Source organism: Streptococcus plurextorum DSM 22810 (genome assembly GCF_000423745.1).
GTDB classification, from domain to species: Bacteria; Bacillota; Bacilli; order Lactobacillales; family Streptococcaceae; genus Streptococcus; species Streptococcus plurextorum.
Window position 1 is genome coordinate 110690 of sequence record NZ_AUIO01000003.1, and the last position, 22926, is coordinate 133615.

The following is a 22926-nucleotide window of genomic DNA, read 5'->3' on the forward strand; positions in this document are numbered from 1 at the left end:
AATAAGGAGAATTATTATGACAATTAGTCTAATTCAAGCAGTGCTTATTGGTCTGTGGACAGCATTCTGTTTTAGCGGCCTATTGTTGGGTATTTATACAAACCGATGTATCGTCCTCTCGTTTGGTGTAGGTATTATTTTAGGAGATCTTCCAACTGCTTTAGCAATGGGTGCCATTAGCGAACTCGCCTATATGGGCTTTGGTGTTGGAGCTGGTGGAACAGTTCCTCCTAATCCAATAGGACCAGGTATTTTCGGTACCTTAATGGCAATCACCAGTGCTGGTAAAGTGACCCCAGAGGCAGCTCTTGCATTGTCAACACCAATTGCAGTAGGTATTCAATTCTTACAAACATCAGCTTATACCTTACATGCAGGTGCTCCCGAATCTGCTATTAAACACCTTCGCGCAGGAAACATAGCTAAATTTAAACGCGCAACAAATGGAACTATTGTTACTTTTGCTCTATTAGGCTTTACTCTAGGTTTCTTAGGTGCTTATTCTATGGATACCCTTTTGAAATTGGTTGAGTTAATTCCGCCAGTGTTATTGACTGGATTGAGCGTTGCAGGTAAGATGCTTCCTGCCATTGGTTTTGCGATGATTTTATCTGTGATGGCTAAAAAAGAGCTCATTCCATTTGTACTTCTAGGCTATGTTTGTGCAGCTTATTTACAACTTCCGGTTATTGGTATTGCTATTGTCGGTAGCATCTTTGCCCTTAAGGAATACTTTAATAAGCCAGCACAAGCAGCAGTGAAACAGGAGGAAATGCACGATGACTGGATCTAAATTAACTAAGAAAGATTATATTAACACTTCGCTACGAGCATTCTTCTTACAGAATGGTTTTAATTACAGTAACTACCAAGGAATCGGCTATGCCAATGTGATGTATCCAGCCTTTAAGAAGCACTTTGGTGATGACAAAGAGGGCCTGACCAAGGCTTTGGAAGAAAACTGTGAGTTCTATAACACTAACCCTCATTTCCTTCCGTTTATCACTAGCCTTCATTTAGTCATGTTGGAAAATGACCGTCCAGAAGAAGAAACGCGAGGCCTCAAAATGGCTCTCATGGGTCCTTTGGCAGGTATAGGTGACTCTCTATCTCAATTTGTGTTAGCTCCGCTGTTATCCACCATTGCAGCCTCTTTGGCCGGACAAGGTTTGGTTATTGGACCGATTATTTTCTTCCTTGGGATGAATACCATTTTAACAGCTATCAAACTCTTGACAGGTTTGTATGGTTACAAATTTGGGACAGCTATTATTGATAAATTGAGCGATCAAATGGCAACCATTTCTAAAGTGGCTAATATCATCGGCGTAACAGTGATTTCAGGCTTAGCTGTTACATTTGTTAAGATTTCTGTGCCGATTACTTTTGCCCCTGGCGAAGTCACAGAAGGTGCGAATCAAAAAATTGTTACCATCCAAGGGATGTTAGATAAAATTGCACCTGCCCTACTTCCAGCTCTATTCACCCTTTTGGTGTATTACCTCATTAAGAGCAAAAAATGGACAACCTATAAGTTGGTTATCTTAACGGTTATTATCGGTATTTTGGGTAGCTGGTTGGGTATTCTTGTTTAGACGATTATGGAACAAAAAACTCTCTACTATGTCATACTTATTCTAGTAGCTCTATCAACACTACTTCCCCTAATCACTCCTTATGTTAATCGTAAGCGACAGCAACGAGTATTTCAGGAGCAATTGGAAAAGCGTCAACGTTATTTAGCAACTTTACAGACTGGAGATGAGGTTATCCTCTTCTCTGGGCTGTATGGTAGGATTATTCGAATTAAAGATAGTTTGGTCGAATTGCAAATAGCAGAAGGCGTTACTGTTTATGTTGAAAAAGAGTCGATTATGGGGAAAGCAAAAGAACTACTTTTTGCGAAGTAGTTCTTCTTTCTTGCTTTGATTCTGACATGAAAAATGTCAGCAAAGAAGAAAAACAACTGAAGAAAACTCAATCATGTCCAGACGAGCAACAAGTGGTTAGTCATCTTGCCACTAAACAAAAGCCAGCTAAGAATAGTTTACCTCCTAAAGGAGAAAAATCAAGTTTTAATCTAAGCCCTTTAGGCTGATTGATTCTTGGAGGGCAGTAGAGGCTTTCAAACGCGGCAAAAGGAACTCCAAAATGACATTTGTTAGTGAAGGGGAGCTATGTAACTCCTCCTTTTTAGGGAAAGAGGCAGAGAAAGGATTTGTGATGCAAGAAAAATTCGGAGAAATAGTGGCTAATCAATCATCGGAGTCGGTCAAAGCTTATATTTTCACTCAACAAAACACGGCCTATCATCGCCTGCTTCGTTCTTGCCAAAAGTTATTGGATGACATTTTTATCTTTGAGGATAACTGGGATATGGAGCCTTGTTCGGTCGAGTATCAGCTGACCCCTCTTGATTGGACAGCTGATTGTCATGGGGATGAGGAATGGACTTTTATGCTCAATCGGCAGGAATACCTGTGGAAATTGGTATTGGCCTATCTGGTTGAAAAAGATTCGCGCTACATGGAGCAGGTTAAACGGTTTATCTTTAGTTGGATAGATCAGGTAACAGATTGGCACCCAAAAAAGACGAGTAGTCGTACCTTGGACACAGCTATCAGATGCTTGAGCTGGCTCAAGCTTTTTCCAGTCTTAATTGATTGGGGTGAGCTGAGCGAGGAAGAACAGTGGAGACTGTTAACCTCTATTCAGAGACAACTATCTTATCTCCACAGCCATTATCGCGCCAAAGATAGGCTGAGTAACTGGGGAATTTTTCAGACAGGAGCCATGCTTTTGGCTTATGATTATATTGGGAACAAGGTTAATTTAGAAGAGCTTCACTATTTTGCCTGTCAGGAAATTGAAGCACAAATGCAAACTCAGATACTAGAAGATGGTACCCAGTTTGAACAGTCTTTTCTCTACCATGTTGAGGTTTATAAACTGTTGCTAGAACTAGCATTTCTCTTGCCGACCTATCGAAAAAAATGGACTCTTCTTTTGAAAAAAATGGCAGATTATATCTTACAAATGACAGGTCCAGATGGCAGGTCAATAGCTTTTGGAGATAGTGATGTTCATTGTATGTCTGATATTTTACAGATGACTGCCATTTTTTTTGAAGATGGGATTTACCTAATAGATGATTCCGAGCTAGATATCAGTGTACTTTTCTTGGTAGGAGAAGAAGGTTTGCGTGTGTATAGTAGTCTGGTCAGTCAAAACCATCCGTCCATAGGGAAGTATTTTTCTGAATCAGGGCATAGTATTGTCAAAGCAAGTAATAGCTATTTATTTTTCAAATCAGGTCCTATGGGAAGTGCTCATAGCCATTCAGACCAAAATAGTTTTTGCTTTTATCATAAAGGCCAACCCATAGTGATTGATAGTGGTCGTTTTAGCTATCGGGAGTGTGAGGAACGTTATTTTCTAAAAAGCGCTTCAGCACACAGTAGTTGCATCCTTGATGGATGTCCCCCAGAGAAGGTGTCAGGTTCTTGGGATTATAAAGCCTATCCTCAGTTTGTTAGCCATGACTACAAGTTTTGTGACCATTGTTATTGGATGCAAGGAGTCTATCGAGCTCAAACGATAGAAGGTCTCCCTTACTGGCATAAGAGACAAGTCCTTATGGTCGGAAGTGATATTTTGTTAATCGTAGACAGTATTGATTGCTCGGGTCAGCATGAGCTGGAGAGCCAGTTGATTCTAGATGAGGGGGTCAAAATAAGTCACAATCAATTAAATGATTTGAGGTTGTATAGCCCGAGAGATTTTGAGGTGCAAAAAACGATACGCTCACGAAGTTATAATCAGCTCATAGAAACTAACAAAATGGTGAGAAAAGAGATTTTCCAAGATCGTCTAGTCACCTACACCTTATTGGCAGATCACACTATTCATATTAAGCAATTGCCAGTTTATCAGACAGATCACCGTTTGGTAAAAGAGGCGCTGGCTTTTAGCTGTCAGGGGAACAATCGAGACTGTCTTTTACTGCTTTCAGATAGTGACATTTATACAGGCGAAAAATTACTCCAAGTAGAAGATGTTAGACTAAGAGGTAAGTGCCTTGTTGTGGATAAGCAGACACAGCATATTATCAGACTCAGACATTAAGGCTACTAATCTAGGCATATGGTACACAAGACCTGCTAAAGAGGCAATAGTATGGTAGAATAAGGATAGCTAAAGGAGGTATCGATAAGATGTCAGGGAAGTATACAATTAAAGATATTGCAGAACTGGCTCAGACTTCAAAAACAACCGTTTCTTTTTACCTAAATGGCAAATATGAAAAGATGTCTAAAGAGACACGTGAAAGAATTGAGAGAGTGATTCACGAGACTGATTATAGACCCAGTGTCGTTGCGCGCAGCCTAAATTCAAAACATACGAAGTTAATAGGAGTCTTGATCGGTGACATTACGAATACTTTTTCCAATCAAATTGTTAAAGGCATAGAAGAAGAAGCGCATAAGAACGGCTATCAAGTTATCATTGGAAATAGTAACTACGATCAGGAAAGTGAAGACAGGTATATCGAAAGCATGTTGATGTTAGGTGTCGATGGCTTTATCATTCAACCGACCTCACATTTTCGAAAATACTCACGTATCATTGAAGAAAAGAAAAAACACATGGTTTTTTTCGATAGTCAGCTTTATGAGCATCGTACCAGTTGGATTAAGACGAATAATTATGATGCGGTATATGATGCGACTCAGCTATGTGTAGACAAAGGCTATGAAAAGTTTATCCTGATTACAGCTGACACGAGCCGTCTCAGTACGAGAATTGAACGAGCTACAGGATTTATGGATGCCTTGTCAGATTGTAAAAAAGATTTTCGGGATTTAACGATTGCGGATGAGCATACTGATATAGAGGAAATTAAACAGTTTCTTGGCAAAGAAGTCAATCCTGAGGAAAAGACATTGGTGTTTGTCCCAAATTGCTGGGCATTGCCACTAGTATTTAATGCTATGAAAGATCTTCAAATGGTATTTCCCCAGACAGGTCTTTTAGGCTTTGACAACACTGAGTGGACAAACTTTTCATCTCCGACCATTTCAACGATTGTTCAGCCTGCTTTTGAAGAGGGAGGAGAAGCTACAAAGGTGCTGATTGACCAAATTGAAGGTGACAATCAACTGGAAAGGCAACAGGTTCTAGATTGTACCGTTCACTGGAAAGAATCAACCCTATAAACCAGTAACCGAAGAGATGGCTAGAGTGTCATGGTTTAGGTAGTATTTCTGGTAGAAATAGTTACCTCTCACGATAAAACCATGACTCTCTTTGGGCTACTCACCTGATAATAGAGGTGATGAGGATAAGAATGGTGCAGAAAGCAGGCCGAGGTCTGCTTTTTATTTTGTCTTATGATATAATGAAAAAAAGACTTTTCAGGGGAGAAAAGCATGTATATTGAAATGATAGACGAAACAGGGCAAGTCTCAGAAGATATCAAGCAACAAACCCTAGATTTATTAGAATTTTCAGCTGAAAAATTAGGGAAACAAAATAAAGAAATGGCAGTTACTTTTGTGACCAATGAACGCAGCCATGAACTTAACCTAGCCTTTCGTGACACGGATCGTCCGACAGACGTGATTAGTTTGGAATATAAGCCAGAGACATCTATTGCTTTTGAGGCTGAGGATTTGGCTGATAATCCTGACTTGGCAGAGATGATGGAAGAGTTTGACGCTTTTATTGGTGAACTGTTTATCTCTATTGATAAGGCGCGTGAGCAAGCTGAAGACTATGGGCATTCTTTTGAACGTGAGATGGGCTTTTTAGCGGTGCACGGTTTCTTACACATCAATGGCTATGATCATTATACGCCTGAAGAAGAGGCAGAAATGTTTGGCTTACAAGAGGAGATTTTGGCGGCTTATGGACTTACACGACAATAATTCTCAAAAAAAATGGAAAAATATGGACTTGATATCGAGTCTCGAATTTGCTTCAACAGGAGTTCTAACAGCTTTTAGAGAGGAAAGAAATCTTAAAAAGCATCTTGTTTCAGGCATCCTAGTGACCATTTCAGGTCTCATTTTTCAAATCACAGCTCTGGAATGGTTATTTTTATTGCTTGCGATTTTCTTGGTTATTGCTTTTGAAATTGTGAATTCTGCCATTGAAAATGTAGTCGATTTAGCAAGTGATTATCATTTTTCCATGTTAGCTAAGAAGGCTAAAGACATGGCGGCAGGTGCTGTTCTTGTGATTTCAGGTTATGCTGTTTTAACGGGACTCATTATTTTTATTCCTAGAATTTGGAACATTTTATTTGGATAAGCGGTGACTGATGAGGGTGTTTGGATGATGAAAAAGGAAAAAAGGCGTATTCGATTACTCAAAAAAGGGCAGACCCGTTTTTGGCGTTTGATTTTTAGTCGTGTTTGGATTATGGCTTTTTTCATTATTCTTCAACTTCTTCTTCTCATGGCGACTTATCGATGGCTAGAAGGGTTTGAAATCATCGGGCAAGCCTTGTCCTCTCTTCTTGTAGCTGGTGCGGTCTTTTACCTTTTCAATAGTAAAATTGAAGCTACCGCAACCATGACCTGGCTCCTTCTTATCTTGATTTTTCCAGTCTTTGGAGCATCTATGCTAGTCTATAGTCAGTTAGATTTTGGCTATCGTGGGTTGAAAAAACGCATCAACGATTTGGAAAAAGAAGGCTTATCTTACCTACCTCAACAAGCAGAAGTGGTGCAAGAATTACAAGACGCGCATACGACCACTTATAACTTGGTGAAATACTTCAGGCGTAGCGATGGTTTTTATCCGGTTTACAAAAATACCCAATTAACCTATTTTTCCAGTGGGGAAGCTAAATTTGAGGAAATGAAAAAACAGCTTTTGTTGGCTGAAAAATTTATTTTTCTCGAGTATTTTATTATAGCTGAAGGTAAGATGTGGGGAGAAATATTAGCAATTCTGGAGCAAAAAGTCAAAGAGGGACTTGAAGTTCGCGTACTTTATGATGGTATGAATGAATTTACAACCCTTTCTTTTGATTATATTGAACGGTTGAAAAAACTAGGCATTAAAGCGCATGCTTTTGCTCCCTTGTCTCCATTTCTTTCTACTTATTACAACTATAGGGACCACCGTAAAATACTGGTGATTGATGGCAAAGTTGCTTTTACAGGAGGCATCAATCTGGCAGATGAATACATTAATCATATTGACCGTTTTGGTCATTGGAAGGATACAGGCCTTATGCTTCGCGGTGAGGCGGTTCAAACGTTCACTGTTCTCTTTATACAGATGTGGTCAACCTTAGAGCGAGATACTGGTTACACGTCTTACATAGCGGATCAAGTGGAGCCTGTAAAGAGCGATGGGTTTGTTATTCCTTTTGGGGACTCTCCTATGGACAGGGATAAGGTAGGGGAGAATGTCTATATCGACATTCTCAATCATGCTAGGGACTACGTCTATATCATGACACCTTATCTGATTTTAGATAGTGCTATGGAACACGCTCTTTGTTTTGCGGCTGAACGAGGGGTGGATGTTCGAATCATTATGCCAGGTGTTCCCGATAAGAAGGTGCCCTATGCCTTGGCTAAGACTTATTACCGTCGTTTGATGCATTCTGGTGTGAAGATTTATGAGTACACCCCAGGATTTATTCATGCTAAAGTCTTTCTATCTGATAAAAGCAAAGCTGTGGTGGGGACAATCAATCTTGATTACCGGAGCCTATATCATCATTTTGAATGTGGTGTTTACCTTTATCAGTCCTCTGTCTTAGCAGATATTAGCCGAGACTTTAGTGAGACCTTTGCTAAATGCCATCAATTGACGCAAGAAGATGTTGATCAGCGGCCACTCCTTGTCAAATTAACAGGAGGCTTAGCACGAATGGTAGCTCCTCTCTTGTAATTTTTGGTCATACCTGCTATAATGTAATCATGCGATGAGCCGAAGAGCTTCTAGGAGCTTTTTGCGCAGGGGAAATCATAAACGCAGGAGCGGATTTTGGTTAGTTGTGTGAACCTGCTAACCTCACTATTTAGTGCCCCATGACAACTAAAGGTTGTCACACAAAAAGGCAACGGAAGTCCGTCGCCTTTTTCTTTATTGTTTGATAGGCATAGATTAGTTGTCATTATCGCTCCTAAAAGACTTCTGGAGTTATAGTGTTAGTAGCACAGCCTATATGTACTAACAAATTCTGTAAGGGATTTAATAACCTTCTTACTTGTCACCCAAATAGCCTTAATCATACGCTGAAAAAGAACGATGATGTTTGGGCAGTGGGTGACGGTAGCATATCGTTTAGAGGATGAGGTAATCATGACAATTTCGTTCTTAGTTTTTGAAAAATTGTTAGGGCTTTTTCTATTGATGGGAGTGGGGCTTTTTTTAGCTCATAAAAACATATTGACAACAGATGTGACCTTGCAACTTTCTAAGCTTTTGACAAGATTTGTTGCACCTAGCTTGTTTGTCTCTTCGTTTATGACTACTGCATTTTCTTGGCAGAAGCTATGGCTCTTAGGAGTGACAATCCTAGCTGCTTTTCTCATTTTAGGGGTTCGTATGCTTGTTGTGCCTATGATTTTTAACAAAAATCGGATCATGGATAGGTATGCGACCCTTTACGCCAATGTTGGTTTCATGGGAACACCACTAGCCCTTGCAGTGGGAGGGGATCAAGCTGTGTTTTACATTTCTGGATTTGTGGTTGCTAACCAGATTTCCCAGTGGACTCACGGCGTATACATGTTATCAAAAGACAAAGGAACGATTCATTTAAAATCGGTGTTTATCAATCCTGCGACGCTTGCAACGGCTCTTGGTATCTGTCTTTTTATCCTCCCTCTGGAGTTGCCTCAGGTGGTGGTAGGAGCTGTTAAATCCTTTTCCAGTCTTAATACGCCATTATCTAATTTAGTTTTGGGCTCTTATTTTTATAAAGTAAGTCCTAAGAAAATTTTTCTTAATGGACCAGCTTATCAAACAGCTTTTTGGCGCTTATTGGGGACTTCCTTGATTAGTATTGTGATGATTTGGCTCTTACCCATTACAGACACAGATGTTAAATTGGCACTAAGTATCGCCTCAACAGCTCCTGCGGCTTTAAACACCGCTCTGCTTAGCCAAATATACGGAGCTGATTATGAATATGGGTCACGTCTGGTCTTGTTGACCACCACCTTATCCATTGTAACGATTCCACTGATGATGGGATTGGCAGGTATGCTTTATTTGAGGTAGCTTACGACTAAGCAAAGCTGAACTTCTATGACGCTTGTTTACAGATTGTAGAAAAATATGTCTTTGACATCATTTTCTGCAATCTTTTTTTCGTACTCTTAAAAGCAAAAAAACTCTTAAAAACACGGTAAAAGTGCTTCTAAGAGTTTAGGTCAGAAACCTGTTGCAGGAATCCTAAATGTTATGAATGGTTCAAGAAATTTCTGTCTTATGAAGGGGCAGAGTTTTTGATATTCTTAACCTTATTTGTCAAACTCTGCCTTACTTTTAACGTCTCCGTATTCTTCGGCTATTTCCTTAGAAAGAATAGCATCGTAGCTTGGTAAGTCGATATCTTGCCCGTACTTATTTTTGAGGGCGGTTGTTACTAAGCGGTAGGCTAGATTGGCGTTACGAGACAGGATAGGGCCGTGGAAGTAGGAGCCATAAACATTTTTGTAGTGAACGCCTTCAGTGCCGTCTTCTTTATTGTTGCCATTACCGTAGACAACACGTCCTAGCGGTTTTTCATCATCAGAGAGAAAGGTACGCCCTTGGTGGTTTTCAAAACCGTAGTATGTTTCGTCGAATTCCTCGTTATAGATTTTTATATCGCCGATATAGCGGTTCTTGTCTTGATTTAAGGTATAGTGCCCCATGACGCCGATGCCTTCAATGCGTACACCATTGGCTTGGATGTAATATTGCCCGAGTAACTGGAAACCACCGCAAATCGCAAGGACGACTTTGTTATCGGTGATGAAGTTGGCAATGGCTGAGCGTTTAGTGGGTAAGTCTCTAGCGACGATAGCTTGTTCATAATCTTGGCCACCGCCGAAGAAAGCGATGTCGTAATAGGTGTTATCAAAATCATCCCCAAGAGAAACGATATCAACGGTGACATTGGCGCCTAATTTTTCCCCCACATATTTGAGCATGAGGATATTGCCATTATCGCCGTAGGTGTTCATCAGGTTGCCGTAAAGGTGAGCGATGTTGAGGTCGTAGCGGTAGTCGCCAGCAGGAGATTTTAGTGAGGTATAGGTCATTAGTTCATCTCCTTTCCAACGATGTGTTTGCTTGCAAGCAAGTCACGAAAAGCTAGCATGGCTGTGTAGGTAGCCAGGATGTAAGCATGTTTGGCTTCTTGCTTCTCAATCAAGGCCAGAATGTCCTCTAGCTTTTCAGTTTCAGTGATTTTGCTTTCGTCGTAGCCAGTCACACGTAGCCTGCGGGCAATTTCGGAGTGGCGGACGCCCCCGGCATTGATCTGGGTGATTGTCATATCCCTAATTAACTCAAAATGCGCATCCCAAATCCAAGAGGTGTCGATCCCGTCAGCATAATTGGCATTGAGAAGAACCGATAAGCTAAAGGGGTAATCCGCTAATTTAATCATCTCAAGAGCTTGAGTGGCGCCGACTGGATTTTTAATCAATACCAGAGTGCAGGATTTATTGCCGATTTGAAAGGTCTCTTGACGACCAAAGACAGCACGGCTTTTATCAAAACCAGCTTTAATCAGCTCTGGAGCGATGCCGAAATATTCGGCCACAGAAACTGCAGCAAGAGCATTATAGATGTTATAAAGCCCCCCCACCTTAATCTTGTAGTCTTGTCCATCAATAACAAATTCAGAGCTTGTATTAGTGATTTTGGTCAATGCTGTCAGTTTGTAATCCAGTTCTGGACGCTTGAAACCACACGATAGACAGATATAATCGCCTAGATTAGCATAGGTATTAAGGGTATAGTGAAGGATGTTTTCACAGTTGGGACAGACGATACCTTCGGTATTGTAGTGAGCAAGAGCCGGTTCCGCTTTTTCAGTGTCAAATCCGTAGTATTTGATCGGATTACTCACCTTGGTCGAGTTGAAAAGCGGGCTATCCCCATTCGCTAAAATGGTTGCAGCTGGTGCTTTAGCTGCTCCGTCTAGGATCATCTGATAGGTTGTATAAATCTCTCCATAGCGATCCATCTGATCGCGGAAGATATTAGTGAAGACAAAAAGAGATGGCGTGATGTAGTCTGTGATTTTTGAAAGACTGGCTTCGTCAATTTCTAACACCGCAATTTTTTTACCAGACTTTCCTTTTTTTGCCGTTAAAAAGGTTGAGGTGATGCCAGTAATCATATTGGCACCGCTTGGGTTAGTCAGTACCTCTCCAAAGGCTTCTTTTAAGATACCTACAGTTAGAGCAGTAGTGAGTGTTTTACCGTTTGTCCCTGTGACCACAACAATTTCGTAATCTTTGGCTAATTGGGTCAAAAGGGTAGGGTCGCATTTGAGAGCAACTTTGCCAGGAAGGGTTGAACCACGTCCTAACTTTGATAAGATAACATGTGTCATTTTTCCAGCAAAAATGCCTAAAGTTGTTTTTAATGTCATGGCATTATTTTACCACAAATACCAGAGAGAGTTAAGGAAAAATGGTTACATTTGTGGTATAATGGAAAAGAATTTACGAAAGAACGCATGATATTATGAAACTATTGTCACATATAGACGCAGGATTCTGGACTTCTTTAGTTGCCAATCCTTGGGTAATTTTTATTAATCTGCTTGATGTTCTCATTGTAACTTATTTGATTTATCGTTTTATTAAGGCATTGGCTGGGACCAAGGTCATGACCCTGATTCAAGGTGTTGTTTTTTTTGTCCTGACTAAGATTGTTGCCGAGTGGCTAGGGCTTACGACCATCTCTTATTTGATGAATCAGGTGATTACTTATGGGATTATTGCTGGAGTCGTTATTTTTGCTCCCGAAATTCGAGTAGGGTTAGAACGCTTTGGACGCGCTAGCAATCTTTTTATGGCTAACCAATCCGCTAAAGATGAAGAGAAATTGATTGATGCGCTATTGAAATCAGTTGGCTACATGGGCCCTAGAAAAATCGGTGCCTTGATAGCTATTGAAGGGTCACAAACCTTGCGTGAGTACCGCATGAGTGGCATCCCATTAGAGGCAGATATTTCGAGCCAACTATTGATTAACATCTTCATCCCAAACACTCCTTTGCATGATGGTGCGGTAATCATAGAAGGCAAAAAAATCATGACGGCATGCTCTTACTTGCCGCTATCCGAGTCTCAGGCTATTTCCAAAGAATTCGGCACCAGACACCGTGCAGCCATTGGTTTGTCTGAGCATACCGATGCGGTAACTCTCATTGTTTCTGAAGAAACTGGTGCCATATCTGTGGCTTATAAGGACAATTTTATCCATGATTTATCGTTGGAGGAGTTGGAAAAATTACTGCGTAAGCTATGGATTACCGAGGAACAAGCAGAGCCTTTCTGGAAACAGTGGTTTGGAGGTAAGAAATCATGAGGAATCGCCTGTTCAATAAAAGGACGGGACTTATTTTAGTGTCTTTCCTATTTGCTATGCTTCTCTTTTTGACAGCAACCGTCAGCTCTTATAACAGCACACAGCAACAAATTATGCAGACGGCTGAAACCTATAGCCATACTTTGGAAAATATTCCGATTGACATCAAATACGACAGCGATAAGTATTTCATCTCAGGCTATTCTTACGAGACAGAAGTTTATTTGACATCGACCAATCGTCTCAAGCTAGACACGGAAATCAATAGTTCCACCAGACACTTTAAGGTGGTTGCTGATTTGTCTCAACTGAGTGAAGGCACTCATAAAGTGACTTTAGAAGTAAAAGAATTACCAGATGAGGTCACAGCAACTGTGACTCCTGAAATCATGACGGTTACCATCGGCAAAAAAACGGCGGAAACTTTTCCTGTTAAGATTGATTTAGAGGAATCATTGTTTGCGGCTGGCTATGAATTGGATAGTTATGAGCTGACAGATAAGCTTGTTGAAGTAACTAGTGATGAAACCACGATTGGTCAGATTGATCATGTAAAGGCTGTACTACCGGATGGTTTGAGCCTGTCGTCTGACTATAATGATAAAGTCACTTTGCAAGCTGTTGCGGCAGACGGTCGTATTCTTCCAGCAGTCATTGAGCCTGCTAAGACAACTTTAAAAGTTAAAGTGCACAGCCTGACCAAGACGGTGCCAATTAAGGTTGTCTACACAGGAACCATGGATAGTAGTGTCTCTGAAATCAATAATACATTGTCTCAGAGCTCTGCCTTAATCCAAGGAAAGAAAGAAGCACTTGATCAAGTGAAGGAAATTGTTGTGACAATGGATATCACATCGGTCACAGAAAGTGTGATTTTAAGGCAACCGCTTAAGGCAGATCGTGTTCTAGTCTTACCAGATGTTGTTGATGTCACGCTGAACGTTGTTAAGAAAAAATAATCATTGGTCTTAATCTTAGGTGAGGTTATTTAGGGAGGTCATTTGCTCTGCTGATGTTAGAAGCTGTCAGAGTCCCAAGGAACCTCTAGACCTTAGCGACGTTTTAGTGATAATAGGATAGATTAAAGAAAGGAAATGTTTGGTTGCGACTATTAGCAACTAGACCCAAGCAAGACAGTCAGTGATAGACAGTTGATTTTGATGTGAATACACATGGTCGTTTTTCTGTTTTTTATCAGATTTGTCAGGCTTTTGGTATCTTATAGTGGGTAAATATTTTGGAACGGACGGTGTCCGTGGTGAAGCAAATGTTGAGTTGACGCCTGAATTGGCGTTTAAATTAGGACGATTTGGAGGCTATGTTCTCAGTCAGCATGAAATAGGTCGTCCGAAAGTTTTTGTGGCGCGAGATACGCGTATATCAGGTCAAATGCTAGAGTCCGCTTTGATTGCTGGTCTTTTGTCAGTTGGCATTGAAGTCTATCAACTAGGAGTGCTAGCGACACCTGGTGTCTCTTATCTGGTACGTACAGAAAATGCTAGCGCAGGGGTCATGATTTCTGCTAGTCACAATCCTGCACTTGACAATGGTATTAAGTTCTTTGGTGGCGATGGTTTTAAACTAGCAGATGATCAGGAAGCTGAAATTGAAGCTCTCCTAGATGCCGCAGAGGATACTTTACCACGTCCATCCGCGGATGGCCTTGGAACCTTGGTTGACTACCCAGAAGGAGTCCGTAAATACGAAAAATTCTTGGTGTCAACAGGAACTGATTTGGAAGGCTTAAAAGTAGCACTTGACACAGCTCATGGTGCAGCTACCAGCTCAGCCAGAAATATTTTCCTTGATCTAGGCGCTAATATTGCGGTTATTGGTGATAAGCCAGACGGTCTCAATATTAATGATGGAGTCGGCTCAACCCATCCTGAAAAGCTACAAGAGATGGTCAAAGAGAGGGGGGCTGCTATTGGCCTAGCCTTTGATGGGGATAGCGATCGTTTGATTGCTGTTGATGAAAAAGGTGACATTGTCGATGGTGATAAAATCATGTATATCATTGGCAAATACCTGTCTGAAAAAGATCAGTTGGCGCAGAATACCATTGTAACGACTGTGATGTCAAATCTTGGTTTCCACAAGGCCTTGGATCGTGAGGGGATTAAAAAAGCTGTAACAGCAGTTGGAGATCGCTATGTGGTTGAGGAGATGCGCAAGTCTGGCTATAATTTGGGTGGAGAGCAGTCTGGGCATGTCATCATCATGGATTACAATACAACAGGCGACGGTCAGCTGACCGCTGTGCAATTAACCAAAATCATGAAAGAAACAGGCAAGAAACTGTCTGAATTGGCAGCTGAAGTCACCATTTACCCGCAGAAACTGGTCAATATCCGTGTGGAAAATAGCATGAAGGACAAGGCTATGGAAGTACCTGCTATTGTGGCTGTTATTGACAAAATGGAGTCAGAAATGGCTGGAAATGGACGTATCTTGGTCCGTCCAAGTGGGACTGAGCCACTTTTACGCGTCATGGCAGAAGCACCGACCGATGCAGAGGTGGATTACTATGTGGATACCATTGCAGATGTGGTGCGTTCAGAGATTGGTATTGCCTAATAGGACAGGACGACCGAAAGGTCGTTTTTGTCAGCTTTGCTTTGTCGCTCAGCTATTTCTTGAAACTATGGTATAATAAAGAAAATCAACAAAAAGTGAGAACTCAAATGACATTCAAATCAGGATTTGTGGCGATTTTAGGTCGTCCAAACGTTGGGAAATCAACCTTTCTCAACTATGTAATGGGGCAAAAAATTGCGATCATGAGCGATAAGGCTCAAACCACCCGTAACAAGATTATGGGCATTTATACGACAGAAGAAGAGCAGATTGTCTTCATCGACACGCCGGGAATCCATAAGCCTAAGACAGCCTTGGGGGATTTCATGGTGGAGTCTGCTTACAGCACTCTGCGTGAAGTGGACACGGTGCTCTTTATGGTGCCAGTGGATGAGACGCGGGGCAAGGGGGATGATATGATTATGGAACGGCTCAAGCAGGCCAAAGTTCCAGTTATCCTCGTTGTCAATAAGATTGACAAGGTCCACCCAGACCAACTCTTGGAGCAGATTGAGGACTTCCGTCACCAGATGGACTTCAAGGAGATTGTGCCTATTTCTGCCACTCAGGGCAATAATGTCAATCGCCTCATGGAATTACTCAAGGAAAACTTGGAGGAAGGCTTCCAGTATTTCCCAGCAGACCAGATTACCGACCACCCAGAACGCTTCTTGGTGTCTGAGATGATTCGGGAGAAGGTCTTGCACCTGACCCGTGAGGAAATCCCGCACTCTGTTGCAGTTGTTATCGAGTCTATGAAACGCGATGAATTTACCGACAAGGTCCACATCCGTGCGACGATTATGGTGGAGCGTGATAGCCAGAAAGGTATTATCATCGGCAAGCAAGGGGCTATGCTCAAGAAAATCGGCTCCATGGCCCGCCGTGATATCGAACTCATGCTAGGAGATAAGGTCTTCCTAGAAACCTGGGTCAAGGTCAAGAAAAACTGGCGTGACAAAAAACTCGACCTCGCCGATTTTGGTTATAACGAAAAGGAATATTAAGAAGGTTAAAGTAGATTGCTGAGCTGAGCTCAGCAATTTCTGTGAGGAGGATAAGTATGCCCGAATTACCTGAGGTTGAGACGGTTCGTCGTGGTTTGAATCGTTTGGTCAAGGGAAAGGTCATTGCCGAGGTAGAGGTGACCTATGCTCCTATGATTAAGACTGGTGTGGATGCCTTCTGCCAAGACTTGATCGGTCAGGTGATTTTAGATGTGGCTCGTCGAGGCAAGTATCTCTTGATTTACCTGACGGATCATGTCCTCATTTCCCACTTGCGAATGGAGGGCAAGTACAACTTCTTTCCAGATCAGGTGCCTGCCAACAAGCACTTTCATGCCTTTTTCACCTTCACAGACGGTTCAACCTTGGTCTATCAAGATGTCCGCAAGTTTGGGACTATGGAGCTGCTGGGCAAGGCGGATGTAGCAGCCTATTTTCTCAGTCGCAAAATTGGTCCTGAGCCGACGGAAGCGGATTTTGACTTAAAAGAATTTGCAGTCAAGTTAGCCAAGTCAAAAAAGCCCATAAAAGCTCATCTCTTGGACCAGTCTTTAGTGGCTGGTTTGGGCAATATCTATGTAGATGAGGTCTTGTTCAGAGCTCAAGTCCACCCTGCTCAAGCAAGTAATCAGCTATCAGCAGAGCAGGTGGCAGACCTCCGTCAAGCCACCATAGCAGTTCTGCAATTGGGAATCGAAAAAGGTGGCTCAACCATTCGGACCTATAAAAATGCCTTGGGCATGGATGGGACCATGCAGGATTATTTACAAGTTTACGGAAAGACAGGGCAGGCCTGTCCCCGTTGCCAGACAGAGATTGTCAAAATCCAGTTGGGCGGACGGGGGACACATTTCTGTCCTCAGTGTCAGGTGAAACATGGCTAAAATTATCGGTTTAACAGGCGGTATCGCTTCAGGAAAATCAACGGTTACAGGCTTTTTGCGAGAACAGGGCTATCCAGTCATCGATGCGGATGCGGTCGTTCATGAATTGCAGGCCAAGGACGGAAAACTCTATCAGGTCCTAGTAGATTGGCTAGGGGATAACATTCTTCAAGTGGATGGTCAACTTAATCGCCATTTCCTATCGACGCTCATTTTTGGAAATCCAGATAATTTGGCGAAATCAGCTGAATTACAGAATCCCATCATTCGTCAAGAATTGGCCCGCTTAAGAAATCACGCCCTAACAGAGTATCCCTTGGTCTTTATGGATATTCCTTTACTTTTTGAGCAGGAATATGCATCATGGTGTGATCAAGTTTGGTTGGTTTATGTTGACAAGCAGACGCAAGTCAAGCGCCTCATGGCTCGCAATCACTTAAGTCAAGAAGATGCAGAGCTCCGCATCTCACGTCAAATGCCCTTAGATCATAAACGTCTCTTGGCAGACAAAATTATTGATAATAGTGGAGCGCCTGCTGAAACGCTTAGGCAGGTATCACAGTATATTAAAACATTATGAAGGCAGTCTGAGACTGTCTTGTTTTTGATTTTGGTCTGTGCTAAAATGAAGAAAAGAACATCGAGGTGAATGATGGAGCTGATTTTACGAGATATTCAAAAGCGATTTCAAGAGAATGAAGTCTTAAAAGGAGCCAGTTTTACCTTTACTTCTGGTCAAATTACAGGTCTTCTTGGTCGAAATGGTGCGGGTAAGACCACACTTTTTAATATTCTGTACGGGGAGTCCCTTGCGGATGCTGGAACGTTTGTGATCGTAGAAAATGGTGTAGAGCGTCCGTTGACACATCAAGATATTGGGATGGTCTTTTCTGAGAATTACTTGCCTGAGTTTTTAACCGGTTATGAATTTGTCAAGTTTTATATGGATTTGCATGCTACTAATGCTGATAAAACGGTTGATGACTACCTCGATTTTATGGACATTAGCCAAGCAGATCGGCATCGCATCATAAAAGGCTATTCAGACGGGATGAAGAGTAAACTCTCTCTGCTATGTATTTTGATTTCAAAGCCTAAGATTATTCTTTTAGATGAGCCTCTAACGGCTGTGGATTTGGTGTCAAGTATTGCCATTAAGCGGCTACTTATGGCATTAAAAGATGATCATATACTGATTTTGTCAACTCATATTATGGCTTTAGCAGAAGATCTGTGCAATCAAGTGGCGGTGCTTGATAAAGGACGCTTAACGGCTCTTGAAGTGGATAAGACGCATGAGCAGTTCGAGACCAAGATTCTGCAAGCGTTACAAGGAGATGAATATGACGCATGAGTCCATTTTTCGAGTCTTGTTTCAAGCACGGATTGCAAAAGGTTACAATAGCCTGATTTATTTTTTGCAGAAGATTCCTTGGCTAGGTAAAAAGGTCCCGAATCGATGGTATCAAGCAGATGGTAATAAATTTCTGGTGATGTTGATTAAACTCTGCCTCTTACCGATTCAAGTTTTTGGGAATACAGTTTGCTATGTCTTTTTTTGTAGTCTAGCTGCTAGTATCCTTAGAGAAGTGCTGAGGGATATGATTGGTCATCTACCCTCACTCAACCACTTGATTCTAACGGTCATGGTGATTTTGTCAGTTTTTCTACGTCCTCTGATTCTAGATGTGAGGCTGATGGATGGCAAAGATGTGGAGGCTAATCAAGCCGTTCGTATTTTCGGCATTGCTCCAAGAAGTTATTTTCTCGTCCTAGAGCTGACAGAATTTATACGAGGCATCTTGGCGAGGACCCTTGTTTTTGGCTTTTTCTTTCTGATTATGGGTCGCCCTTTTTGGCAAGGAATAACTTTTGCTCTATTTTTGGCAGGAAGTCGTCTAGGGTTGAAGATGCTGTGCTTGCAGTTTTTCTATATCAATAAAAACCTGGCAGATAAGGTTCTGACACAGGTACAGATTTGGGGAAGCCTGCTCATGTGGGGGATAAGCTCAGCGCTTGTTTTTTTGGGTGAAAGATTTTCCCCTCATCTATTCATGGGTATACCTGCAGGGGTGATAGGCTGTGTTTTATGGCTTTTGTCTTATGCTGTTTTAAGACGAGATTCTAGACTGGATTCTCTAGCGCGTCGCCTGATAACTCACCAAGCCGTCAAAGAGGCTGCAGAAGCAGCTAATAATATTGAAACCATCTCCGTTCAAGTCAAGGACAAGGCCATTGTTATGGATGAGAAAAGGGATGCTTCTCTAATCAAACGAACGGGGGTGTCTTATCTCAACGCACTTTTCATGTCACGGCTCGGCAAGCATCTGAATAAGGGTATTAACATCCGACTTGGGGTAATTTCAGCTATTGGTTTGATGACGGTCTTGATTGGCTACTTGTCAAAATCAGGGCAGGTGGTGACAGAGGATAGAGTCGCCTGGCAGTGCCTTTTTATTACAGTCATAGCAGGCTATTACCTTTATGTGGGGGAGTCTTATATGAAATTTTGTTTTTATCATTTAGACAGGCCGTTGCTTAAATATCACTTTTATCGCAGACCCGATGTGATTTTAGCCACTTTAACAACACGCTTTAAAAGTTCTCTTTTCCATAATTTTCCAATATTTGTCTTACTGAGTCTGGTTTACTGCCTGATTTATATTTCTTTTTTCGATTGGGAAGTGGCTGGTCTGTTCCTGATTATCCTAGGACAGATGATTTCGATGGTGTTCTTTAGTCTTTATTTTCTCTATCTCTACTTTCTCTTGCAACCTTTTAATGACGGGATGCAGTCAAAGAGTAGGATATATAATATTTTGAGAGGGATTTTAACCTACGGAGCCTATCATATTTTTCGCTTAACAGAGGTTGTCTCAGTGCCAGTTTTAGTTGGTATCATGGTCTTATTAAGCCTTTTTATCATCTTAGGCTTTTATGCGGTGCTCCGCTATGCCCCGAAAACCTTTAAGTTAAAACCATAGAAGGACAGACTTTGAGAGAAGCTGTCTTTTTAGTCTTGGCGCAAAATATGGTATAATATTATCAGAAAATTAAGCGAGGTAAAGAAAATGTCGACAGTTACGATTGCCAAAAGTGCAGATAAGGATATCGTCTTTCAGCTTTCTATGCTTAACCGACACGGTTTGATTGCGGGTGCAACGGGAACTGGGAAAACAGTTACCCTAAAGGTCATTGCAGAGCAGCTGAGCTTAGCCGGAGTGCCCGTTTTTTTGGCGGATATTAAGGGGGATTTGACCAATCTTGCTAAAGCAGGTCAAGTTGGTGAAAAACTAGCAGCAAGGCTTGACAAGCTTGGTATTGTTGACTACGAACCGCAGGCATTTCCTGTGCGTCTTTGGGATGTTTTTGGAGAAGCGGGTCATCCAGTTCGTGCGACGATTTCAGAAATGGGGCCATTGTTATTGTCGCGATTATTAGGCTTAAATGATACCCAGTCTGGGGTCTTAAATATTGCCTTTAAAATTGCAGACGACAACGGGTGGTTGCTAATTGATTTGAAAGATCTACAGGCGCTTTTAAGGGAAATAGCGGAGCATGCTAGCCATTATGCAGCAACTTATGGGCATATTGCTAAGCAATCTGTCGCTGCCATTCAAAGAAGCCTCCTTGTGTTAGAGCAGGAAGGAGGAGAACTCTTCTTTGGAGAACCGGCCTTGGACTTAACTGATTTTATGGCGCTTGATGACAATGGGCAAGGTGTCATCAATATTTTAAGTGCAGCCAAGCTCTTTCAAGCCCCTACTCTTTATGCGACATTTTTACTTTGGTTATTGACAGAGCTCTATAGTAGCTTACCAGAAGTTGGCGATCTTGAAAAACCTAAATTTGTCTTTTTCTTTGACGAGGCTCATCTGCTCTTTAAAGATGCTCCTAAAGTGTTTGTTGAGAAAATTGAACAGATTGTTCGTTTAGTTCGCTCAAAAGGAGTCGGTGTCTTTTTCATCACCCAAAATCCTATGGATTTGCCAGAAACAGTCTTGGCTCAGCTAGGAAATCGCGTTCAACATGCCCTCAGAGCTTATACCCCCAAAGAGGTAAAAGCCGTTAAGACCGCTGCTGAAACCTTCAGACAGAATGATGCCATAGATGTTGCGACAGCTATTACAGAGTTGCAAGTTGGTGAAGCCCTCATTTCGATGCTAAATAGTGATGCACAACCAACAGTGGTCGAAAGAGCGTTTATCATGCCTCCTAAGAGTAGTTTTGACGTCTTATCAACTCTAGAAACACAAGCTTTGATAAACCGTTCACCATTGGAAGAAAAATATCGTCTCAGCTTAGATAGAGAATCTGCCTATGAATCTTTAATCGCTAAATTGGCAGGTGAAGAAGAACAAGCTCGTGAGATTCAAGCTAGGAAAGCAGCTGAAAAAGAAGAAAGAGCCAGAGAGAAAGAAGAGTCAAGACGGCCAAGAAAAACAGCTGTTGAAAAAGCAACAGATAGTTTTATCAGCTCTGCCATGCGTACGGTCGGAAGGGAATTGATTCGCACTTTGTTTGGTAGTCTTAAGAAACGTTAGATGATGATGCCTGTTAATTGGAAGAAAAATTTGCTCATCGCTTGGTTAGGAAGTTTTTTAACAGGTGCTAGTTTTTCTTTGGTCATGCCTTTTATGGCTTTGTATGTTGAAGAGCTAGGTGTCCCATCAAATCAAGTAGCTCTTTATGCTGGTTGGGCAGTGGCTATTGCTGCTATAGGTCAAGGTCTGTTTTCACCGATTTGGGGGAGACTAGCGGATCGCTATGGGCGAAAACTCATGATGATTCGAGCTGCCTTGGTGATGACCTTCACGATGGGAGGCTTAGCTTTTGTCCCCAATGTTTTTTGGTTGCTCTTACTCAGGTTATTAAATGGTATTTTTTCCGGGTATGTTCCAAACGCAAATGCTTTAATAGCCTCCCAAGCACCAAAATCAGAATCAGGTCAAGCGCTTGGTAGTTTGGCGACGGGAGTCATTGGTGGCAGTCTGATTGGTCCCCTTTTTGGTGGAGCACTTGCAGAGTGGATGGGAATTCGAAATGTCTTCTTATTTGTTGGCGCTCTCCTTTTTTTAGTGACACTCTTGACCATTTTTTTCGTCGAAGAAGAGGTGGAGCCTGTTACAAAAGAAGAGCAGTTGCCGACCCTTAAAGTTTTTCAATCAGTCAAAGATGGTCAGATTTTGATAGGCCTTTTTATCACTAGTATGATTATTCAGATTTCTGCTCAGTCTGTATCCCCTATATTGCCACTTTATATTCGTTATTTGGGATACACCAAGAACCTTATGGTGATGTCTGGACTGATTGTTTCGGCGATGAGCTTTTCAGGGATGCTATCAAGTTCTTTATTTGGACGAATCAGTGATAGAGTTGGTAATCATAGGTTTATACTAGGAAGTTTAATTTACTCTTGTATCATTTATCTCTTTATGGCCTTTTCGACGCATGTCTTACAGTTGGCAGTATTACGGTTTCTTTTTGGATTTGGAACCGGGGCCCTTATGCCATCTGTCAATGCTTTGCTGACAAAAATCACCCCAAGACAACACATTTCAACTATTTTCAGTTATAATCAGATGATGACAAATTTTGGACAAGTCATTGGACCATTTGTTGGTTCGACAGTAGCCAGTATGATGGGCTATCGCTGGGTCTTTTATATCACCTCAGTCATTGTTTTGGTTAACTTTTTCCTTTGTCTAATCAATTTTAAAAAATATCTTAGAAGTCGAGAAATCTAGTGCGTGTAAAAATTACTCTCAAATGTCAGGAATGTGGTAGTAAAAACTACCTGACCAGCAAAAATAAACAAAATCACCCTGAAAAAATTCAAGTCCCTAAATATTGCCCTAAAGAGCGAAAAGTAACCTTACATCTTGAATGCTAAA

At 41.6% G+C, this 22926-nt stretch carries 22 protein-coding genes; 20 read left to right on the top strand and 2 right to left on the bottom strand.

Going from position 1 to position 22926, the window contains the following annotated elements; all coding sequences use genetic code 11:
* Positions 1 to 16 precede the first annotated feature (16 nt).
* The 9 genes from G575_RS0103635 (at position 17) to G575_RS0103680 (ending at position 9249) form a co-directional block, all read left to right on the top strand.
* On the top strand, positions 17 to 793 hold the full coding sequence (locus G575_RS0103635) for a PTS mannose/fructose/sorbose/N-acetylgalactosamine transporter subunit IIC (protein ID WP_027971504.1): 777 nt from the start codon (positions 17 to 19) through the stop codon (positions 791 to 793).
* A complete protein-coding gene (locus G575_RS0103640) occupies positions 780 to 1595 on the top strand; it encodes a PTS system mannose/fructose/sorbose family transporter subunit IID (RefSeq protein ID WP_027971505.1) in 816 nt (271 codons plus the stop codon). Before G575_RS0103635 ends, G575_RS0103640 begins: the two co-directional genes overlap by 14 nt.
* Positions 1596 to 1601: 6 nt before the next feature.
* Positions 1602 to 1910 (top strand): preprotein translocase subunit YajC, encoded by a 309-nt coding sequence (locus G575_RS0103645; RefSeq protein WP_027971506.1) that lies wholly within the window; start codon positions 1602 to 1604, stop codon positions 1908 to 1910.
* Positions 1911 to 2151: 241 nt separating this feature from the next.
* Entirely contained in the window at positions 2152 to 4125 is a 1974-nt protein-coding gene (locus G575_RS0103655; RefSeq protein ID WP_051176898.1) for an alginate lyase family protein, read from the top strand.
* An 89-nt stretch (positions 4126 to 4214) separates the two neighbouring features.
* Entirely contained in the window at positions 4215 to 5216 is a 1002-nt protein-coding gene (locus G575_RS0103660) for a LacI family DNA-binding transcriptional regulator (protein WP_027971508.1), read from the top strand.
* A 213-nt stretch (positions 5217 to 5429) separates the two neighbouring features.
* Positions 5430 to 5927, top strand: a complete 498-nt coding sequence (ybeY, locus tag G575_RS0103665) for an rRNA maturation RNase YbeY (protein WP_027971509.1) — start codon at positions 5430 to 5432, stop codon at positions 5925 to 5927.
* On the top strand, positions 5908 to 6312 hold the full coding sequence (locus G575_RS0103670; protein ID WP_027971510.1) for a diacylglycerol kinase family protein: 405 nt from the start codon (positions 5908 to 5910) through the stop codon (positions 6310 to 6312). Before ybeY ends, G575_RS0103670 begins: the two co-directional genes overlap by 20 nt.
* 24 nt (positions 6313 to 6336) lie before the next feature.
* Positions 6337 to 7911 (top strand): cardiolipin synthase, encoded by a 1575-nt coding sequence (gene cls / locus G575_RS0103675; protein ID WP_027971511.1) that lies wholly within the window; start codon positions 6337 to 6339, stop codon positions 7909 to 7911.
* Positions 7912 to 8325: 414 nt separating this feature from the next.
* Positions 8326 to 9249, top strand: a complete 924-nt coding sequence (locus G575_RS0103680; protein ID WP_027971512.1) for an AEC family transporter — start codon at positions 8326 to 8328, stop codon at positions 9247 to 9249.
* A gap of 242 nt (positions 9250 to 9491) precedes the next feature.
* Here G575_RS0103680 and gatD read toward each other — a convergent pair whose 3' ends face one another.
* Positions 9492 to 10277 carry a lipid II isoglutaminyl synthase subunit GatD gene (gene gatD, locus G575_RS0103685; RefSeq protein ID WP_027971513.1) on the bottom strand — a complete coding sequence of 262 codons (786 nt, stop codon included), beginning with the start codon at positions 10275 to 10277 and terminating at the stop codon, positions 9492 to 9494.
* Complete coding sequence (gene murT / locus G575_RS0103690; protein WP_027971514.1) at positions 10277 to 11620, bottom strand: lipid II isoglutaminyl synthase subunit MurT; 1344 nt, start codon at positions 11618 to 11620, stop codon at positions 10277 to 10279. Before murT ends, gatD begins: the two co-directional genes overlap by 1 nt.
* Positions 11621 to 11715: 95 nt before the next feature.
* Between murT and cdaA the strand changes: the two genes are divergently transcribed.
* The 11 genes from cdaA (at position 11716) to rpmG (ending at position 22925) form a co-directional block, all read left to right on the top strand.
* Positions 11716 to 12564 (top strand): diadenylate cyclase CdaA, encoded by an 849-nt coding sequence (gene cdaA, locus G575_RS0103695; protein WP_027971515.1) that lies wholly within the window; start codon positions 11716 to 11718, stop codon positions 12562 to 12564.
* Complete coding sequence (locus G575_RS0103700; RefSeq protein WP_027971516.1) at positions 12561 to 13523, top strand: CdaR family protein; 963 nt, start codon at positions 12561 to 12563, stop codon at positions 13521 to 13523. Before cdaA ends, G575_RS0103700 begins: the two co-directional genes overlap by 4 nt.
* A gap of 265 nt (positions 13524 to 13788) precedes the next feature.
* The gene (glmM, locus tag G575_RS0103705; protein WP_027971517.1) at positions 13789 to 15141 is read left to right on the top strand and encodes a phosphoglucosamine mutase; all 1353 of its coding nucleotides are present in this window, start codon (positions 13789 to 13791) and stop codon (positions 15139 to 15141) included.
* Positions 15142 to 15248: 107 nt separating this feature from the next.
* Positions 15249 to 16148 carry a GTPase Era gene (era, locus tag G575_RS0103710; RefSeq protein WP_027971518.1) on the top strand — a complete coding sequence of 300 codons (900 nt, stop codon included), beginning with the start codon at positions 15249 to 15251 and terminating at the stop codon, positions 16146 to 16148.
* 56 nt (positions 16149 to 16204) lie between these two features.
* Positions 16205 to 17032: a DNA-formamidopyrimidine glycosylase gene (mutM, locus tag G575_RS0103715; RefSeq protein ID WP_027971519.1), complete on the top strand. Its 828-nt coding sequence runs from the start codon at positions 16205 to 16207 to the stop codon at positions 17030 to 17032.
* Positions 17025 to 17612 carry a dephospho-CoA kinase gene (gene coaE / locus G575_RS0103720; protein WP_027971520.1) on the top strand — a complete coding sequence of 196 codons (588 nt, stop codon included), beginning with the start codon at positions 17025 to 17027 and terminating at the stop codon, positions 17610 to 17612. The genes mutM and coaE overlap by 8 nt, the downstream gene beginning before the upstream one ends.
* A gap of 72 nt (positions 17613 to 17684) precedes the next feature.
* Positions 17685 to 18386, top strand: a complete 702-nt coding sequence (locus G575_RS0103725; RefSeq protein ID WP_027971521.1) for an ABC transporter ATP-binding protein — start codon at positions 17685 to 17687, stop codon at positions 18384 to 18386.
* Complete coding sequence (locus G575_RS0103730; RefSeq protein ID WP_027971522.1) at positions 18376 to 20016, top strand: hypothetical protein; 1641 nt, start codon at positions 18376 to 18378, stop codon at positions 20014 to 20016. Before G575_RS0103725 ends, G575_RS0103730 begins: the two co-directional genes overlap by 11 nt.
* Positions 20017 to 20103: 87 nt before the next feature.
* Positions 20104 to 21576 (top strand): helicase HerA-like domain-containing protein, encoded by a 1473-nt coding sequence (locus tag G575_RS0103735; RefSeq protein ID WP_027971523.1) that lies wholly within the window; start codon positions 20104 to 20106, stop codon positions 21574 to 21576.
* Positions 21577 to 21579: 3 nt separating this feature from the next.
* Entirely contained in the window at positions 21580 to 22779 is a 1200-nt protein-coding gene (locus G575_RS0103740; RefSeq protein ID WP_483855116.1) for a multidrug efflux MFS transporter, read from the top strand.
* On the top strand, positions 22779 to 22925 hold the full coding sequence (rpmG, locus tag G575_RS11865) for a 50S ribosomal protein L33 (RefSeq protein ID WP_083958832.1): 147 nt from the start codon (positions 22779 to 22781) through the stop codon (positions 22923 to 22925). Before G575_RS0103740 ends, rpmG begins: the two co-directional genes overlap by 1 nt.
* Position 22926: the final 1 nt, after the last annotated feature.

What these genes read in the sequence shown, in the direction of transcription:
- G575_RS0103635 (WP_027971504.1), top strand. Translation starts at nt 17, where the DNA reads ATGACAATTAGTCTAATTCAAGCAGTGCTTATTGGTCTGTGGACAGCA.
- G575_RS0103680 (WP_027971512.1), top strand. Translation starts at nt 8,326, where the DNA reads ATGACAATTTCGTTCTTAGTTTTTGAAAAATTGTTAGGGCTTTTTCTA.
- cdaA (WP_027971515.1), top strand. Translation starts at nt 11,716, where the DNA reads ATGAAACTATTGTCACATATAGACGCAGGATTCTGGACTTCTTTAGTT.
- G575_RS0103655 (WP_051176898.1), top strand. Translation starts at nt 2,152, where the DNA reads ATGACATTTGTTAGTGAAGGGGAGCTATGTAACTCCTCCTTTTTAGGG.
- mutM (WP_027971519.1), top strand. Translation starts at nt 16,205, where the DNA reads ATGCCCGAATTACCTGAGGTTGAGACGGTTCGTCGTGGTTTGAATCGT.
- cls (WP_027971511.1), top strand. Translation starts at nt 6,337, where the DNA reads ATGATGAAAAAGGAAAAAAGGCGTATTCGATTACTCAAAAAAGGGCAG.
- G575_RS0103725 (WP_027971521.1), top strand. Translation starts at nt 17,685, where the DNA reads ATGGAGCTGATTTTACGAGATATTCAAAAGCGATTTCAAGAGAATGAA.
- G575_RS0103645 (WP_027971506.1), top strand. Translation starts at nt 1,602, where the DNA reads ATGGAACAAAAAACTCTCTACTATGTCATACTTATTCTAGTAGCTCTA.
- coaE (WP_027971520.1), top strand. Translation starts at nt 17,025, where the DNA reads ATGGCTAAAATTATCGGTTTAACAGGCGGTATCGCTTCAGGAAAATCA.
- G575_RS0103730 (WP_027971522.1), top strand. Translation starts at nt 18,376, where the DNA reads ATGACGCATGAGTCCATTTTTCGAGTCTTGTTTCAAGCACGGATTGCA.
- murT (WP_027971514.1), bottom strand. Translation starts at nt 11,620, where the DNA reads ATGACATTAAAAACAACTTTAGGCATTTTTGCTGGAAAAATGACACAT.
- G575_RS0103660 (WP_027971508.1), top strand. Translation starts at nt 4,215, where the DNA reads ATGTCAGGGAAGTATACAATTAAAGATATTGCAGAACTGGCTCAGACT.
- G575_RS0103740 (WP_483855116.1), top strand. Translation starts at nt 21,580, where the DNA reads ATGATGCCTGTTAATTGGAAGAAAAATTTGCTCATCGCTTGGTTAGGA.
- gatD (WP_027971513.1), bottom strand. Translation starts at nt 10,277, where the DNA reads ATGACCTATACCTCACTAAAATCTCCTGCTGGCGACTACCGCTACGAC.
- ybeY (WP_027971509.1), top strand. Translation starts at nt 5,430, where the DNA reads ATGTATATTGAAATGATAGACGAAACAGGGCAAGTCTCAGAAGATATC.
- G575_RS0103700 (WP_027971516.1), top strand. Translation starts at nt 12,561, where the DNA reads ATGAGGAATCGCCTGTTCAATAAAAGGACGGGACTTATTTTAGTGTCT.
- G575_RS0103640 (WP_027971505.1), top strand. Translation starts at nt 780, where the DNA reads ATGACTGGATCTAAATTAACTAAGAAAGATTATATTAACACTTCGCTA.
- G575_RS0103670 (WP_027971510.1), top strand. Translation starts at nt 5,908, where the DNA reads ATGGACTTACACGACAATAATTCTCAAAAAAAATGGAAAAATATGGAC.
- era (WP_027971518.1), top strand. Translation starts at nt 15,249, where the DNA reads ATGACATTCAAATCAGGATTTGTGGCGATTTTAGGTCGTCCAAACGTT.
- G575_RS0103735 (WP_027971523.1), top strand. Translation starts at nt 20,104, where the DNA reads ATGTCGACAGTTACGATTGCCAAAAGTGCAGATAAGGATATCGTCTTT.